Origin of the sequence: Burkholderia sp. S-53, from assembly GCF_025560745.1 — a bacterium.
In the GTDB taxonomy this organism is placed as follows: Bacteria; Pseudomonadota; Gammaproteobacteria; order Burkholderiales; family Burkholderiaceae; genus Burkholderia; species Burkholderia pyrrocinia.
Genome location: NZ_CP090482.1, coordinates 446,282 through 461,962 on the forward strand (window position 1 = coordinate 446,282; position 15,681 = coordinate 461,962).

The 15,681-nt window shown below is 66.7% G+C and carries 14 protein-coding genes; 6 read left to right on the forward strand and 8 right to left on the reverse strand.

The features are described 5' to 3' along the window. Positions 1-20 precede the first annotated feature (20 nt). From LXM88_RS01785 to LXM88_RS01800, 4 genes are all read right to left on the reverse strand, one after another. Entirely contained in the window at positions 21-542 is a 522-nt protein-coding gene (locus LXM88_RS01785) for a hypothetical protein (RefSeq protein ID WP_262531471.1), read from the reverse strand. Positions 543-983: 441 nt separating this feature from the next. Beyond that, positions 984-1,493 (reverse strand): hypothetical protein, encoded by a 510-nt coding sequence (locus tag LXM88_RS01790; RefSeq protein WP_047904427.1) that lies wholly within the window; start codon positions 1,491-1,493, stop codon positions 984-986. 58 nt (positions 1,494-1,551) lie between these two features. After that, positions 1,552-1,899, reverse strand: a complete 348-nt coding sequence (locus LXM88_RS01795) for a DUF2502 domain-containing protein (protein WP_262531473.1) — start codon at positions 1,897-1,899, stop codon at positions 1,552-1,554. A 35-nt stretch (positions 1,900-1,934) separates the two neighbouring features. Further along, positions 1,935-2,192: a DUF4148 domain-containing protein gene (locus LXM88_RS01800; RefSeq protein ID WP_262531475.1), complete on the reverse strand. Its 258-nt coding sequence runs from the start codon at positions 2,190-2,192 to the stop codon at positions 1,935-1,937. A gap of 200 nt (positions 2,193-2,392) precedes the next feature. On the opposite strand from LXM88_RS01800, the gene LXM88_RS01805 reads away from it, so the two are divergent. Together LXM88_RS01805 and LXM88_RS01810 are read left to right on the forward strand one after the other, a co-directional pair. Further along, positions 2,393-3,070, forward strand: coding sequence for a heavy metal response regulator transcription factor (locus LXM88_RS01805; protein WP_262531477.1), 678 nt, complete (start codon positions 2,393-2,395; stop codon positions 3,068-3,070). Further along, positions 3,067-4,548 carry a heavy metal sensor histidine kinase gene (locus LXM88_RS01810; protein ID WP_262531478.1) on the forward strand — a complete coding sequence of 494 codons (1,482 nt, stop codon included), beginning with the start codon at positions 3,067-3,069 and terminating at the stop codon, positions 4,546-4,548. The genes LXM88_RS01805 and LXM88_RS01810 overlap by 4 nt, the downstream gene beginning before the upstream one ends. Here LXM88_RS01810 and LXM88_RS01815 read toward each other — a convergent pair. The 3 genes from LXM88_RS01815 to LXM88_RS01825 are packed head-to-tail and all read right to left on the reverse strand — an operon-like array spanning position 4,529 to position 10,829. After that, entirely contained in the window at positions 4,529-6,154 is a 1,626-nt protein-coding gene (locus LXM88_RS01815) for an efflux transporter outer membrane subunit (protein WP_262531479.1), read from the reverse strand. The genes LXM88_RS01810 and LXM88_RS01815 overlap by 20 nt on opposite strands. 31 nt (positions 6,155-6,185) lie before the next feature. Beyond that, complete coding sequence (locus LXM88_RS01820; protein WP_262531480.1) at positions 6,186-7,550, reverse strand: efflux RND transporter periplasmic adaptor subunit; 1,365 nt, start codon at positions 7,548-7,550, stop codon at positions 6,186-6,188. A gap of 48 nt (positions 7,551-7,598) precedes the next feature. Then, positions 7,599-10,829: an efflux RND transporter permease subunit gene (locus LXM88_RS01825; protein WP_262531481.1), complete on the reverse strand. Its 3,231-nt coding sequence runs from the start codon at positions 10,827-10,829 to the stop codon at positions 7,599-7,601. Between the two features lie 270 nt (positions 10,830-11,099). Between LXM88_RS01825 and LXM88_RS01830 the strand changes: the two genes are divergently transcribed. Both LXM88_RS01830 and LXM88_RS01835 read left to right on the forward strand, forming a co-directional pair. Beyond that, positions 11,100-11,378, forward strand: a complete 279-nt coding sequence (locus tag LXM88_RS01830) for a DUF4148 domain-containing protein (protein ID WP_262531482.1) — start codon at positions 11,100-11,102, stop codon at positions 11,376-11,378. 15 nt (positions 11,379-11,393) lie between these two features. Beyond that, the gene (locus LXM88_RS01835) at positions 11,394-11,621 is read left to right on the forward strand and encodes a hypothetical protein (RefSeq protein WP_262531484.1); all 228 of its coding nucleotides are present in this window, start codon (positions 11,394-11,396) and stop codon (positions 11,619-11,621) included. A 164-nt stretch (positions 11,622-11,785) separates the two neighbouring features. Here the strand turns inward: LXM88_RS01835 and LXM88_RS01840 are convergent, their stop codons facing one another. Next, positions 11,786-13,174: an MFS transporter gene (locus tag LXM88_RS01840; RefSeq protein ID WP_262531485.1), complete on the reverse strand. Its 1,389-nt coding sequence runs from the start codon at positions 13,172-13,174 to the stop codon at positions 11,786-11,788. A 757-nt stretch (positions 13,175-13,931) separates the two neighbouring features. Between LXM88_RS01840 and LXM88_RS01845 the strand changes: the two genes are divergently transcribed. Continuing rightward, on the forward strand, positions 13,932-14,144 hold the full coding sequence (locus LXM88_RS01845) for a hypothetical protein (protein ID WP_262531487.1): 213 nt from the start codon (positions 13,932-13,934) through the stop codon (positions 14,142-14,144). Positions 14,145-14,700: 556 nt separating this feature from the next. Further along, entirely contained in the window at positions 14,701-15,663 is a 963-nt protein-coding gene (locus LXM88_RS01850) for an ABC transporter substrate-binding protein (RefSeq protein ID WP_047904419.1), read from the forward strand. The last annotated feature ends 18 nt before the right edge of the window (positions 15,664-15,681 follow it).

The following is a 15,681-nucleotide window of genomic DNA, read 5'->3' on the forward strand; positions in this document are numbered from 1 at the left end:
CGGCGTAAAAAAACCGCGCGTCAGTTCATCGCGTCCTGCTTGCCATGCTTGCGCCGTTCAAGCATGCCGTAGGCGACGGCGGTGACCACACCGAACAGCAGGTTTGCCAACAAAGGTCCGGAACCCCGCTCCGAGACGAACCATGGGAACACGGCTGTCATCACATAGAAGTTCCACACGTACATGACGATCCCGAAGGCCAGCCCGATGGCAGCCTCCATGCCGACACTCGAGTCGAAGCGGAACGGTGCAATGATCACGGCGAGAATCATCCCCATGATGGCGCCGAGCACGTAGTGCAGTACCAGTGCCGTCCCCACGATGCCGACGCTGAAGACCGACATCTGTTCGAGCGCACTGCGGCCCAACACCATCGCCGCGATCTTGTGGGTCGGTTGCCACGGGCTTTCATCGAGCACCATGGTCGACCAGAAGAATTCGAGCACGATCACCAGCGCGCCGCCCGCAAGACCGGCCACGGCAGCGGCGACCCAGTCGGGCGTACGCCGTTGCCAATGGTGTGATTGAATGTTCAGTTCCATACGACCTCCTCGCGGACAGTTCAGCTTCGGCATTCAGGGTAGGAGGGCGCCACGTGCGTCACAAGTACGTCCCTTCTGCGATTCAGAATGGCAGATATGGGTGCCAATGCAAGGTGCAAAAACCCTGCGCGTGGCATGGCTCCATGGCGTTCTGCGATGCGTTCCGGCGAGCGCGCCGGCGGGCGCCGGTGCGACATGGAACGGAGGGTGTGGCGCCGCGCGGTTGCGGGCGTCTGGCCGGGTGCGCCGCAAAAGGGCGCGGGATGTCACGGCATCGCCGTTGTACCGGCGTGCCGCGGCAGCGGACGTACCGCGGCAATTCTCCTGCGTGGACGTATGCCGATTCGTATGCCGATTCGTATGCCAATTTCGCACTGGCCTGAAGCCGGCACGCTCGATGCCGAGCCAGCCTCGGGTGTCGCGTATTCCGGTTTTCGAGTTTCAGGGGAAGATCGGCGTCGTAGGCTCGGCGCCCTCCAGATCCGCCTTCGGAAAATGCTGGGCGACCATCTCCTCGATTTCCTGCTCTCGCAATGCCGGCACGTCGGCCATGATCAGGATCTGGCCTTCGCGTATCGCGTCACGAAATCGCTGGAGTCGCGCGTTCGGCTCGGCGATGCCGATCATCGCGGCCGTCCACGCCCCGAAGCCCGCTCCCGCCAGCGTCAATGCGACGACTGCGCCGCCCGCGATCACGAGCTCCGCAGGGGGGAACACGAGCGCGACGAGGCCGATCAACGCGCCCGTCGCGCCGCCGAACGCGACGCCGCGCTCGAGCGCGTGCACGACATCGCTGCTTTGCAGCAAAGACGCTTCGGGTAACTGATCGAGCGTGACACTGTGATCGGCGAGGACGTGGATATGGCGCCAGATGATGCGCGCGCGCAGCAAGTCATCGACGATCGCTTTCGCCATCTGCGTATCGGGGACGAGGAAATAAAGGCGTCTCATGTTGGCACTCCTTCTTTTGCCATCGACTCATCGTCAACGGAGGATTTTCTATTCTATGTCAGCATCGGCCGCGCAGTACGTGCGAGCGTACGAGTGTTGGGGCCGCAATGATCCCGGAGTTTGTCGACGAGCGTTCGCTCACCTTCCCGGTGAAGCCGGCCTTCGCCGCGACGGCCGGATCCGGCTTGCAGATCGACGGGAGGGCCGCGTGCGGCCGCGTGTTTTTACCTGCCTGCCGGCGGTGATGCGCGACCCATTCCTGCCGCTTCCGCCAGCGGCGGCCATCCCGGTAGCGGCCGCCGTGCCGGCCGAGCGGGATGCCGACCGTCGGCACCATCACGGGCGCGGCCACGACGGCCGGTGCGGTCGGCGCGTACGCGACGGGCAGCGCCGGCCGGCACGACATCCGGCCGTCGGCGCGTGGTTGGAAACATGCCGGGATCAATTGCCGGTCGATGCCGTCGCGGTCGGCATCGCGTCGTGATGCTGGATCGCATAGAGCTGGCGATTGCGCGCGATTTGCGAGGCCGACGGCGGATAGTCGTTGCGGTTCGACGGCAGCATGCCGTCGGCTTCGGCATCGATCAGTTGCTGGCGCACTTCGGCGCGCGTGATCGGCGCCTGGGTGGACTGGGCGAAGGCCTGCGTGCCGAACGGCAGGCTCAGCGTGGCAACGACGAAAGCGGCGATGAGTTTCATGATGGCTCCTGGGCGGATGAACGAACGGGCGAGTGGGGATGGGCCCACGCTTCGAATTCTGGTCGCCGCGGCAGTCGCCACACTGACCCGCCGATTACAGTTTCGTAATCAGGCCGTGTCGCGCGGGCGCGACGCGGTGCGCCTGCACCGTTTCCCGGTAACATCGGCGCATATCACCACCGAATGCGATGGAACCGATCATGCGGATCCTGATTGTCGAAGACGAACCGAAGACCGGCGCGTACCTGAAGAAGGGGCTCGAGGAATCCGGCTTCAGCGTCGATCTCGCGAAGGACGGCGGCGAGGGGCTGACGCTCGCGCAGGAAGAGCGCTACGACGTGATCGTGCTCGACGTGATGCTGCCCGTGCTCGACGGCTGGAGCGTGCTCAAGCGGCTGCGCGACACGCACGCGACGCCCGTGCTGTTCCTGACCGCGCGCGACGACGTGCAGGACCGCGTGCACGGGCTCGAACTCGGCGCCGACGACTACCTCGTGAAGCCGTTCGCGTTCGTCGAACTGCTCGCGCGGATCCGCACGCTCGCGCGCCGCGGGCCGCCGCGCGAGACGGAGCGCATTTCGGTGGGCGACCTGGAGATCGACGTCGTGCGCCGCCGGGTGAAGCGCGGCACGGTGCGGATCGACCTGACGCCGCGCGAATTCTCGCTGCTGCAACTGCTCGCGCGCCGGCAAGGCGAGGTGCTGAGCCGCACGCAGATCGCGTCGTACGTGTGGGACATGAATTTCGACAGCGATACCAACGTCGTCGAAGTCGCGATTCGCCGGCTGCGCGCGAAGATCGACGACGATTTCGCGGTCAAGCTGATTCATACGGTGCGCGGCGTCGGTTACGTGCTCGAACCGAAGGACGCCGCATGACGCTCGGCCGCTCGCTCGGCGCGACGCTCGCGCTCGCGTTCGGCGCGACCACGCTCGCCGTCTTCGCGCTGGTCGGCGCGTATGTGTACACGGGCCTCCAGCGGCAGGTGAGCGCGCAGGACGATCTCGATATCGTGCTCGCCGCGCGGCATACGCGCCGGCTGGCGGGCGAACTCGATTCGGTCGACGCGGTACGCACGCATGCGGACCGTCTGACGAGCCAGGTGCTCGGCAACGCGGCGCTGTCGCTGGCCGTCGTCGACGGGCAGGGCAACGTGCTCGCGCGCCACAACGTCGAGCGGACCGAGTTCGAGTATCTGCCGGAGACGGCCGCGGGTGCATCGTCGCCCGCGCCGCCGGCGCTACCCGATGCCGAACTGTTTCCGCCGCACGCGACACCGGTGCCCGCGAACGAGCGGATTACCGCCGACCGGATCGCGACGTGGACTGCCGACGGCGCAACGCCGGTGCGCGGCGTCGTCGCCGATGCGGAGTTGCGCGACCACACGAAGATCCGGATCGCGATCGCGCGCAACATGAGCGATCGCGCCGAACTGCTCGACGGCTACCGCGACAAGCTGAAGATCGCCGGCGGCCTGGGCGCGCTGTTCGCGATGCTGCTCAGCTACTGGCTGATCCGCAAGACGCTCGCGCCGCTGCGCGAGATCGTCGCGAACACGGGCCGCATCACCGTCGACAAGCTCGATACGCGGCTCGATGCATCGCGCGCGCCGCGCGAGCTGACGGCGCTGGTCGACGCGCAGAACGCGATGCTCGGCCGCCTGCAGCAGGCGTTCGGGCACCTGTCGCAATTCAGCGCGGATCTCGCGCACGACCTGCGCACGCCGCTGAACAACATGCGCGGCGCGACCGAGGTGGCATTGGCGCGGCCGCGTTCCGTCGACGAATACCAGGCGCTGCTCGAATCGAACCTCGAGGAATACGACCGTCTCGCGCGGATGATCGAGAACGTGCTGTTTCTCGCGCGTGCCGAGCATCCCGGCTTCGTCACGCGACAACGCGCGTTCGACGTGCACGACGAACTGGAGCGCATCGCCGGCTATTTCGAAGGGCTCGCCGACGAAGCCGGTTCGACGCTGCGCGTCGACGGGCGCGGCCGGCTGACCGCCGATCTCGAACTGTTCCGCCGCGCGGTCAGCAACCTGCTCGCGAACGCGCTGCGCTATACGCCGGCGGGCGGCGTGATCTTGCTGCGGGTCGACGAAACGGCGGACGCGGTGTACGTGGTCGTGTCGAACCCGGGCGAACCGATCGATCCCGCGCTGCTGCCGCGCATCTTCGACCGCTTCGTGCGCGGCGACCCGGCGCGCAGCGGCGGCGTGCCGGGCGGTACGGCCGGGCTCGGCCTCGCGATCGTGCGTTCGGTGATGGAACTGCACGGCGGCACCGCACGCGCCGAAAGCGACGCGGACGGGACGCGCTTCATCCTGACGTTCATCAAGACGCCGACGGCGTAGCGGCCGGGTGGCCGGCGGCGGTTGCATCCGCACCCGCATTCGCCCCCGTGTACCAGCCGCCGCCCAGCGCCGTCAGCAACCCGACCGCGGCTTCCATCCGGCGCGCGGCGATCTGGTCGGCCAGGCGCCGGTTGGTCAGCGCGATCGTCTGCGCGGTCACGACATCGAGGTAGCTGACCGCGCCGGCGTTGAAGCGGTTGGTGGTCAGCCGCAGCGACAGGCCGGCCGCATCGGTCGCGCGCTGCTGGCTGCCGGCCTCCGACGCGAGCGCATCGAGCGCGGAAAGCTGATCCTCGACCTGCTGGAACGCGACGAGCACCGTCTGCCGATAGTCGGCGACCACGCCGTCGTATTGCGCATGCGCGCCGCGCAGCGACGCGCTGCGGCGGCCGCCGTCGAACAGCGTGCCGGCGAGCTGCGAGCCGAGCGACCAGAACAGGCTCGGCGCGGTGAGCCACGGCGCGAAGAAGCCGCTTTCGAGCCCGGCGCTCGCCGACAGCACGAGATCGGGAAAGAACGCGGCGCGTGCCTCGCCGATCTGCGCGTTCGCGGCCGCGACGCGGCGCTCGGCCGCGGCGATGTCGGGCCGCCGTTCAAGCAGTTGCGACGGCACGCCGGCCGGGATCGTGGGCACGTCGAACGCTTGCACGCGCGGCGGCAGCGCGAACGTCGATGCGCTTTCGCCGACGAGCGTCGCGATCGCATGCTGGAGCTGCGCACGCGACGCATCGATGTCGGTGTCCTGCGTGCGCGTCGCTTCCAGTTGCGTCGTGGCCTGCGCGACGGCCGACGCGTCGATCGCGCCGGCCGCGAGCTGCTGTTTCAGCAGCTTCAGCGCGTCCGCATACGCACGCACCGTATCGTCGAGCAACTGCTTCTGCGTATCGAGCGAGCGCAGCGCGAAATAGTCGGTCGCGAGCGTGGCCGTGACCGACAGCTTCACGGCCTGCAGGTCGGCCGCGCTTGCGTCGGCGTTCGCCTGCGCGCCGGTCACCGCGTCGCGCACGCGGCCGAACAGGTCGGGTTCCCAGCTCGCGGCCACGCCGGCCTGGTAGTCCGGGGTCGTCTTGCCGGCGAGCGACGAGCCGAGCCTGTTCTGCGACAGGCGCGCGCGGCTCTGCGCAACGCCGGCCGTGACGGTCGGCATGAACCCTGCGTGCTGGTAGTCGACCATCGCGCGCGCCTGCTGGAGATCGGCGACGGCTTTCTTCACGGTCTGGTTCGAGATGTCGACACGCGCTTCGAGCGCGTTCAGGTCGGCGTCGTCGAAGACGGTCCACCATGCGCCGCGCGGTGCGGCATCGGCCGGTGCAGCGACGTTCCAGCCCGGCCGGGCAGCGGGGGCGCCGGAAGCCGGTATGCCCGAAGCCGGTACGCCCGCAGCCGGTACGCCCGCAGCCGGTACGCCCGCAGCCGGTACGCCCGAAGCCGGTACGCCCGAAGCCGTTACGCCCGAAGCCGGTATGCCCGCATAGTGCGCCGGCACCGCGACGGTGGGCGGCGAATAGGGCGGCAATGTCGAGCACGCGGACAACGCAGCCAACGCGGCGGCGATGCCGAGCGCGACGACGCGGCGGGCGAACGGAAGCGGACGAACGTGGCGCATGACGGATATCTCGCGGGTTTTCATGGGCGGATCAGCCTCGGGCGTGCGTTGAAGCCGCTGCTGTCGGCATCGAAGCCGGCGCCGCGACGGCGGCGGGCGTCGATGCGGCTGCGCCGGACGCTGCCGTCGCACCGGTTGCCGGGCCCGTCTGCACCGTCGGCGCGGCCGACACGATCTTCACGGTCTCGCCGGCGGTTATCGAATCGCCCGGGTTGTCGATCACGCGATCGCTCGCGGCGAGCCCCGACACGATCTCGACCCGCGTGCCGAAATCGCGCCCGATCTGCACGGTCTTCAGCGCGGTGGTGCCGTTCGCGGCGACGGTCGCGACCGTCACACCGTTCGGCCGGAACAGCAGCGCGCTGACCGGCAGCTCGAACGCCGGAGCCGCGCTCGGCACGAGCAGGTGCGCTTGCGCATACGCGCCGGGCATCAGCGCGCCGTCGCCGTTGTCGACGTCGATCTCGACGCGCAGCGTGCGCGTGACCGGATCGATCGCGCCCGCACTGCGCGCGACGCGCGCGGCGAAGCGCCGCCCCGGATACTGCTGCGTGGTCAGGTAGACCGACGTCCCGGTCGTCACGCCGGCCGCGCTGTCCTGCGGCACGTCGACGAACACGCGCAGCGTGCCGGTCTGTTCGAGATGGAACAGCTCGCCGGACAGGCCGGGGCTGCCCGGCGTGCCGCCCGCGGTGACGAGCGTGCCGACGTCGACGTTGCGCGCGGTGATCACGCCGTCGAACGGCGCCGCGACCGATTCGTACGACACCAGCTCGGTCAGGTGCGCGACGTTCGCCTGCGCGGAGGCCAGCATCGCGCGCTTCGCGTTCATGTCGGCGACCTTCGTGTCGGTGTCCTGCTGCGACACCGATTGCGTCTTCAGCATGTCCTGCCAGCGCTGCGCGGTCGATTTCGCGTAGTCGTAGTTCGCCTGTGCGGTCGACGCGTCGGCGCGCGCCTGCCGCAATTGCGCGTCGAGGTCGGGCGCCGTGATTTGCGCGAGCGTTTGCCCGGCTTTCACGTGCGCGCCGATGTCGGCGCTCCAGTGCGCGATATAGCCGCTCGTGCGCGCATAGATCGACGCCTCCGCGTACGGCATCACCGAGCCCGGCAGCGTGAGCGTCTGGTCGGCCGGCGCGAGACCCGGCAGGATCACCGAGACCGGCAGCGCATGCTGCGCGGCGACCTGCACGCGTTGCGCGGCGCGCGCGTCGATGCGCGGCACGATGCCGGCGGCCAGCAGCGCGGCGGCCACCACGATCGCGACGAGCGGGACCGTCAGCTTGCGGCCGCGACGGGGCGGCGATGTGTCGCGCGCCGTGTCGCGTGCGGTGGACGGTGCCGTGTCCGCTTCGGCGGCCGGCGGCGGGGCGAGAGGTTCGGTCGTGTCGTTCATGATGGTTCGAGGTCGGGCGAGTCGAAGGAAGGCGAGATGAAGCCGCGATCAGCGCAGCGCCGGTGTGTGCTGCGCGCGGCGCGCGGCGGCCGCATCGCGGCGCCGGTCGAGCCACGCATGGACGAAGCCGAACACGACGGGCACGAACAGCAGCGTCGACAGCGTGCCGAACGCGAGCCCGCCGATCACCGCGCGGCCGAGCGGCGCGTTCTGTTCGCCGCCGTCGCCGAGGCCGAGCGCCATCGGCAGCATGCCGATCAGCATCGCGAGCGCGGTCATCACGACCGGGCGGAAGCGGCTGAACCCCGCGTCGAGCGCGGCCTGCCACGGCGGCGCGCCGCCCGCGATCAGCTCGCGCGCCGCGTTGACGACGAGGATGCTGTTCGCGGTCGCGATGCCGATGCACAGGATCGTGCCGGTCAGCGCGGGCACCGACAGCGTCGTGCGCGTGACGAACAGCATCCATGCGATGCCGGCGAGCGACGCGGGCAGGCCGCCGACGATCACGAGCGGGTCGAGCCACGACTGGAAGTTGACGACCATCAGCAGGTAGACGAGCGCGATCGCGAGCGCGAGGCCGCCGAGCAGCCCGGCAAACGATTCGTGCATCGCCTGCACCTGGCCGCGCAGCACGATCGACGAACCAGGCGGCAACTGCGCGCGCGCAGCGTCGACGAGCCGGGTCACGTCGGCCGTGGCGCCGCCGAGATCGCGCCCCTGCACCGACGCGAAGAGGTCGAGCACCGGCTGCACGTTGTAGTGCGATACGACCGCCTGCTGCGTCGCGCGCGAGAAGCTGCCGAGCGCGCCGAGCAGGTTCTGCGCGGGCGCGCCGGCGGCCGGGCCGCCGGCCGGCGTCTGCGGCGAACGCGCGGTGCCGGCCGGCAGCGGCACGTTCGCGAGTGCCTGCAGCGAATCGACCGAATACTGCGGCGTCTGCACCAGCAGCGGATAGCTGACGCCGTTGCGCGGGTCGAGCCAGAAGTTCGGCGTCGTCTGCGAGCTGCCGGACAGCGCGATCAGCAGGTTCTGCGCAACGTCGCGCTGTTCGAGGCCCGCCTGGATCGCCTTCGTGCGGTCCACGTTCACGTTGATGGCCGGCTCGTCGCCGGGCTGCTGGATGCGCGCGTCGACGAGACCGCGCACGCCGCGCAGTTTCGCGAGCAGCGCGTTCGCGACCGCGCGGTTCTGGTCGAGCTTGTTGCCGACGATCTGGATGTCGAGCGGCGCGGGCAGCCCGAAGTTGAGGATCTGGCTGACGATGTCGGCCGGCAGGAACGCGAACGTCACGCCGGGGAACGACTGCGCGAGCAGGTTGCGCAGCTTCGCGACGTAGGCCGCGGTCGGCGCATGGTTCGGCTTCAGCGTGATCATCACGTTCGCGTCCTCGGTGCCGATCGGGTCGGACGAGTCGTACGTGAGGTTGATCCCGCTCACCGGCACGCCGATGTTGTCGAGCACGCTCGCGATGGCGTTCGCGGGAATCACGTCGTGGATGCGCGCTTCCACTTCGTCGGTCAGGCGCGCGGTTTCCTCGATCCGCGTGCCGGTCGGCGCGCGCAGGTGCAGGCGGATCTCGCCCGTGTCGACCGACGGGAAGAAATCCTGGCCGGCGAACGCGAACAGCGCGGTCGACGCGACGCACGCGAGCAGGAAGGCCGCCGCGAAACGGCGGCGGCGCGCGATCGCCGCCGACAGCAGCGCGCGATAGCGCAATCGTACGGCCTCGAAGCGATGTTCGAACGCGGCCTGGAAGCGCGCGACCCGAGCGAACACGCCGCGCGGCGGCCGGCCGTGCCCCTTCGCGCGCATCAGCGCCATCGCGAGCGTCGGCACCAGCGTGCGCGAGAAGAAATACGACGCGACCATCGCGAAGATCACCGCTTCGGCCATCGGCACGAACAGGTAGCGCGCGACGCCCGTCAGCAGGAACATCGGCACGAACACGATGCAGATCGACAGCGTCGACACGAAGGTCGGCACCGCGATCTCGCCCGCGCCGGTCAGGATCGCGTCTTCGAGCGGCGCGCCGCGTTCGAGGTGGTGCGTGATGTTCTCGATCGCGACGGTGGCATCGTCGACGAGAATCCCGACCGCGAGCGCGAGCCCGCCGAGCGTCATGATGTTGATCGTCTGGCCGAGCGCGGCCAGCGCGAGCAGCGAGCTCAGCACCGCGAGCGGAATCGACACCGCGATGATCAGCGTCGCGCGCCAGCTGCCGAGGAACAGCAGGATCATCAGCGCGGTGAGGCACGCGGCGATCAGCGCCTCGCGCACGACGCCCTGGACCGCCGCTTTCACGAACACCGACTGATCGCCGAGCGCCGAGATATGAAGCGCCTTCGGCAGGCCGGCCGCGATCTTCGGCAGCATCGCCTTGACCTGGTCGATGATCGTCAGCGTCGACGCGCTGCCGGTTTTCTCGACGGTCAGCAGCGCCGCGCGCTTGCCGTCGGCGCGCACGATGTTGGTCTGCGGCGCGTAGCCGTCGCGAACGTGCGCGACGTCGCGCACATAGACGACGCTGCCGCCGATCGTTTTCACCGGCAGGTTGTTCAGTGCGGCGACCGTCTGCGTGCTGCCGTTCATCTGCACGTTGTACTCGCGCGTGCCGATTTTCGCGGTGCCGCCGGGCAGGATCAGGTTCTGCGCGTTGATCGCATTCACGACGTCGATCGGCGCGAGCCCCTTCGCCTGCAGCGCGCGCGTATCGAGATCGACGACGATCTGGCGGATCTTGCCGCCGAACGGCAGCGGCACGGCCGCGCCCTGCACGGTCGCGAGCTGCGTGCGGATGAAGCTGTTGCCGAGGTCGTAGAGCTGCTGCTCGGCGAGCGTGTCGCTCGACAGCCCGAGCTGCAGGATCGGCACCGTCGACGCGTTGTACGTGATGATGTTCGGCGGCAGCGTGTCGGGCGGCAGGATCCGCAGGATCGATGCGGAGTTGCTGGCGGCTTCCGCGATCGCGCGATTGATGTCCGCGCCGGGGTGGAAGAAGATCTTCACGACCGACACGCCGTTCAGCGACTGCGATTCGATGTGCTCGATGTCGTCGACGTCGGACGTGAGCGCGCGCTCGTAGTTCGACGTGATCCGCTTGGCCATGTCCTCGGCGGAGAAGCCGTTGTAAGACCAGACGATGCTGACGACCGGGATGTCGATGTTCGGGAAGATGTCGGTCGGCGTGCGCAGGAGCGCGAGCGGTCCCGCGATGAAGATCAGCAGCGCGAGCACGACGAACGTATAGGGCCTGCGCAACGCGAGCCGGACGATCCACATGATGTTGTTCCTCGAAGCAGGACAGGGGTGCCGCATGCGATGCGGCGAGCGTGCAGTCTGACGATGCCGCGTTGACCCGGCCCTGACTCGAAGATTACGAAGCTGTTATCTGCGTGCGGCGCCGCAGATTTCAGGATTGTCATCCGGCGGTCAGCGTCGCGCCGGCCGCGATCACCAGAATGAACGGGTCAGGCGGCGAATCGCATCCGCGGTTCCGCCGGCGGCGCATCGACGATGCGTCCTCATCGAACCGTACTGGGGAGTTTCATCATGAATCGCAGACTGATCGCAGCCGCCGCGCTGCTCGCACTCGCAATCGGCACGCCGGTCGCCGCTTTCGCACAGACGTCGTCGTCGGGCCCGACCCGCGCCGACGTGATCGCCGAGCTCGTCCAGGCGCAGCGCGACGGCACCGTGCCCACGTCGAACTGGGACTATCCGCCGAGCACGCGGACGATCGCACGCAATCGCGAGCTGTATGCGATCGCGCACGGCGAGCAGGGCACCGCGACCGCGTCGACGTCCGTGCCGGCCGTCAGCGCGCAGTGAAACGGGAGTCGGGCGATGAAGGTTCTTTCCCGACTGGCGATCGCCGCGCTGCTCGCGGCGGCGGTCGCGCCGGCCTTTGCGCGCGGAATGCCGCAACTGCCCGATGACGATGGTGGACGCGCTAGCGTGCTGCGCGAGTTGAACCCGACGCGGGTGAACGGTGATGCGCGGCCGCATGCCGCCGGCGTCGTTTCGAATCAGGGCGGCGAGGCTGACAGGAAGGCGGCGACCCGCCGGAACTGAGTCTCGTCGAGTCTTGCCGCGATGGCCGTCATGCTGCCTGGTTGCGGGGGCGGCTGGCGCGCGTCTGGAATTCGGGCAAGCGAGCGATCGTGAAGGCGGCCGGTTCACCGGCAATACCCGGAAAGCGCGTGCCGTTTCCTCGGCTCCCGGGCTTCAATACCTCGTCAGGTATTCGGCGAAACCTCGGCCGCCGAAGGCACCGCCGCCGCCGCCGATTCATCGGCGAGCGTCCAGCGCTTCACGAGCCCTGCGATCGCGACCACGGCCACCGCACCGGACAGCGGCGCCACGGCCATGATCGGCAGAATCTGGCTGAGCCCCAGCCCCGCGCTCAGGATCGCCGCGCCGGCAAACGCGCTGCCGATGGCGCCCAGCCGCCCGAATGCATGCATCCAGCTCAATCCGGTTGAGCGCGCAACGGTCGGGTAGAAGCGCGCGGTCAGCGCGTTCATGCCGGTATTGGTGCCGGGAATGAACCATCCCCATGCAAAGGCGAGGACCTGCAACGCCCAGAAGGTCGACTGCATCCCGTGCACGGCCCACAGCGACAGTGCCGCCAGGCAGAAGCTCGCCGCGACCGTGTAATAGCGATCGAAGCGATCCATCAGCCAGCCGATCGCGATCGAACCCAGCGTGCCGCCCCAGTTCAGGAAGCCGACCATGATGGCGCCCTGCGCACTCGTATAACCGGCGTCTTTCGCCATCGTCGGCAGCCAGTTGTAAAGCAGGTAGGTGACGAACAGCCCGACGAAATAGCACAGCCAGATGAGGGCCGTGCCGGCGATGTAGCGCTTCGACAGGATCGTGCCGATCGCGCCGCCTTTCACCCTGGGCTGCGCGGGCAGGAAGAATCGCGTATCGGCACGCACATGCGTGCGGCCGATCGCGGAAAGAATCCGCGCAATCAGGTCGGGACGCTTGTTCCGAACCGTCAGGAATGCGACCGATTCGGGCAACCAGAGCATCAGAATCGGCACGCAGAGCACCGCGAGCGCACCGCCCACCGTCAGCATCGCGCGCCATCCGTAACCGGGAATGATCCATGCCGCGATGAAGCCGCACAGCGCGGCGCCGACCGTGAATCCGCTGTACACGACCGTCACGAGGAACGAGCGCCGGCGTTCCGGCACGTACTCGGACCACAGCGTCACCACGTTCGGAATCACGGCGCCCAGCCCGAGCCCGGTGACGAACCGGATCGGCAGCATCGTCGCGAGCGACGTCGCATGCGCGGTGGCGAGCGTCCCGACGCCGATGATCAGCACGCTCGCGACCAGCACGCGCTTGCGCCCGAACCGGTCGGCAATCGGCCCGCCGAGCAGCGCACCCGCGGCAAGACCGAACAACGCGGCGCTGAGCACCGGCGCCAGCGCATTCTTCGTGACGCCCCATTCCTTGATGAGCTCCGGCACGACAAAGCCGATGATGACGGTATCCCAGCCGTCCAGCGAGATCACGACGAAGGTCAGCAATCCGACCAGCCACTGAAACGGGCTGACCGGGCGCTCGTCGATGAATTCGCGAACGTTGATGGCGCTTCCTGCTACCGGCATGGTTGTCTCCTGCGTTGGGGCTCCGGGCCCTTGCATTGCGTCGGTCGGACCCCGACGCGATGCCCCGCAGTGTTCGATCGCCGAAATTCGGCGTCCAACAAGAAATTCCGTTTGCGGCGACAAGGAAACGTTATCGATCGGCAGCGCTATTCGATTGCCCGGGCAGCCCGTCGCCCAGTTTCATCAGCAGCATCGGCGGCGCTTGAGGCCCACAAATACGTCCCTACCGTCACTTCCTGCCCCGTGTTAGCCACAAACACGATCGTATGCCTACTCGTTAGTTCACGTGGCGAGTCGGTGACGCTCGGCGCTGCTCGACAAACTGAATCTATCCAATGAAGGCGGCACGGTGTGATCAATCTCTCCACTAGCCCACTTATAAGAAAGAGGGATTCATGAAGCATAAACACAGATGCTTTCGACGACTACTTTGTATCCGGCGCCTATTGATGAGAACCGAGTCGGCGCGCCCGATGGTTAACCCTTATTCGAGAAAGTCGCTTTCATAGTATTCTTGCACGTAATTTTGCGTAATAGGAGTGTATCGGTTGCGCAGATCCTATGACCGAGGGGTGCGAAAACTGAAGCTTAAGAGTGGTTCGGAAATTGGAATATGGAATGATATGCCGCCCGTTATTTTCCTGGGTCTGCATTATCTTTCGGCGAGGCAATATTTGCTTTTAATGCTTGGCATTCATTTTATTGGTGGGTTTGTTGTCAATTGCTTTCCATTCAACCCAATACAAAGCATATAAAAATGACCATTACAGATGCAGTTGTCAGAGCGGGGGCATTGGCCGCAGTGTTGTTTGCCGCAAATAGAATGAGAGAAAAAGGGATGCTGACGCGGCAACCTGCCAAATCGAAATCTGCAGCAAGACAGAGAGTCGCGGCGACTGTGGTGTCGGCATTGATATTGGTCTTCTACCTCTACATCGTCCGCCACTATATTGCAAACATATTTAAATAAAATTAATTTAATTTAGATTTAAGTAAAATAAAAAATTCTAATTTTAGGGAAAGTTTCGGGTGGCGTCGGATCGCCAATTTAATTGGCCTCCAAAGATGTGATTAATGCTGAAATGGCATCTTTCTGATTCCATATTTCTTCCGATTCATCTGGGGTGGTGAAATGCCCGGGTAAAGGGCCGACAGGCAAGCGTGCCGCTCATTGGTGGAAAAAGGGTGCTATATACGTTTCCCTTTCTTCCGCTGCCTGCCGTCATTCCGCCCACGGAATCCTGACGCGGCCGGCGCATTGCCCTAATGCGCCGGCCTTCACGCGTACAAAACGACCCGGCCGGCCCGACACCGCTGCCACGCCAGACTTCCCCACGCGCTTAGGTGTTTATACTTATGCCGATTCCGATATCGCTTCAATCCAAGATTTCATTGGAAGGTTATCGGACTTGTTCCTAGACTGGTCCGGGGTATACATGCCGGGCCGGCAGGCCCAGCCCTGAACCGCGCGCCAAGCAGAACCAGAACAGCGTCGCGGCATACAACGACATCATCGGAGACGGACCATGACATTCATCAGGAAGCTGGCGGCCGGTGCGATCGTCGCCGCGGCGACGGTACTCGCGCCCGGCGCATTCGCGCAGCAAAAGCCGATCACGCTCGGTTTCTCGCAGGTCGGCGCGGAAAGCGCGTGGCGCACCGCTAACACCGTGTCGGTGAAGGGCGCGGCGAAGGACGCCGGCATCAACCTGAAATTCTCAGACGCGCAGCAGAAGCAGGAGAACCAGATCCGCGCGATCCGCTCGTTCATCGCGCAGAAGGTCGACGTGATCGCGTTCTCGCCGGTCGTCGAATCGGGCTGGGAGCCGGTGCTGACCGAAGCGAAGGCCGCGCATATCCCGGTGATCCTGACCGATCGCGGGATCGACGTGAAGGACCCGTCGCTGTACGTGACGATGATCGGCTCGGACTTCCTCGAGGAAGGGCGGCGCGCCGGCCACTGGATGGAAGAGCACTACAAGAACGACGCGGGCCCGATCAACATCGTCGAGCTGCAGGGCACGGTCGGCTCCGCGCCGGCCAACGATCGCCGCGCGGGCCTGCTCGAAGTGATCAAGAACAACCCGAAGTTCAAGGTGATCGCGTCGCAGAGCGGCGACTTCACGCTCGCCGGCGGCAAGCAGGTAATGGAAGCGTTCGCGAAGACCTACGGCAAGCAGATCAACGTCGTCTACGCGCACAACGACGACATGGCACTCGGCGCGATCCAGGCGATGGAAGAGGCCGGGATCAAGCCCGGCAAGGACTTGACCGTCGTGTCGTTCGATGCGACGAAGGGCGGCTTCCAGGCGATGATTGCCGGCAAGATCAACGTCGATGTCGAATGCAGCCCGCTGCTCGGCCCGCAGCTGATGAGCGCGGTGAAGGACGTCGCCGCCGGCAAGCAGCTGCCCAAGCGCATCGTGACGAACGAGACGGTGTTCCCGATGAACGTCGCGGCGCAGGTGCTGCCGACCCGCAAATACTGACATGGTCCGCACGGGCGG

Coding starts and splice junctions, on each gene's coding strand:
- LXM88_RS01805 (WP_262531477.1), top strand. CDS start 2,393: ATGCGGATCCTGATTGTCGAAGACGAACCGAAGACCGGCGCGTACCTG.
- LXM88_RS01790 (WP_047904427.1), bottom strand. CDS start 1,493: ATGAGACGCCTTTATTTCCTCGTCCCCGATACGCAGATGGCGAAAGCG.
- LXM88_RS01795 (WP_262531473.1), bottom strand. CDS start 1,899: ATGTCGTGCCGGCCGGCGCTGCCCGTCGCGTACGCGCCGACCGCACCG.
- LXM88_RS01820 (WP_262531480.1), bottom strand. CDS start 7,550: ATGAACGACACGACCGAACCTCTCGCCCCGCCGCCGGCCGCCGAAGCG.
- LXM88_RS01830 (WP_262531482.1), top strand. CDS start 11,100: ATGAATCGCAGACTGATCGCAGCCGCCGCGCTGCTCGCACTCGCAATC.
- LXM88_RS01845 (WP_262531487.1), top strand. CDS start 13,932: ATGACCATTACAGATGCAGTTGTCAGAGCGGGGGCATTGGCCGCAGTG.
- LXM88_RS01810 (WP_262531478.1), top strand. CDS start 3,067: ATGACGCTCGGCCGCTCGCTCGGCGCGACGCTCGCGCTCGCGTTCGGC.
- LXM88_RS01840 (WP_262531485.1), bottom strand. CDS start 13,174: ATGCCGGTAGCAGGAAGCGCCATCAACGTTCGCGAATTCATCGACGAG.
- LXM88_RS01835 (WP_262531484.1), top strand. CDS start 11,394: ATGAAGGTTCTTTCCCGACTGGCGATCGCCGCGCTGCTCGCGGCGGCG.
- LXM88_RS01825 (WP_262531481.1), bottom strand. CDS start 10,829: ATGTGGATCGTCCGGCTCGCGTTGCGCAGGCCCTATACGTTCGTCGTG.
- LXM88_RS01815 (WP_262531479.1), bottom strand. CDS start 6,154: ATGCGCCACGTTCGTCCGCTTCCGTTCGCCCGCCGCGTCGTCGCGCTC.
- LXM88_RS01850 (WP_047904419.1), top strand. CDS start 14,701: ATGACATTCATCAGGAAGCTGGCGGCCGGTGCGATCGTCGCCGCGGCG.
- LXM88_RS01800 (WP_262531475.1), bottom strand. CDS start 2,192: ATGAAACTCATCGCCGCTTTCGTCGTTGCCACGCTGAGCCTGCCGTTC.
- LXM88_RS01785 (WP_262531471.1), bottom strand. CDS start 542: ATGGAACTGAACATTCAATCACACCATTGGCAACGGCGTACGCCCGAC.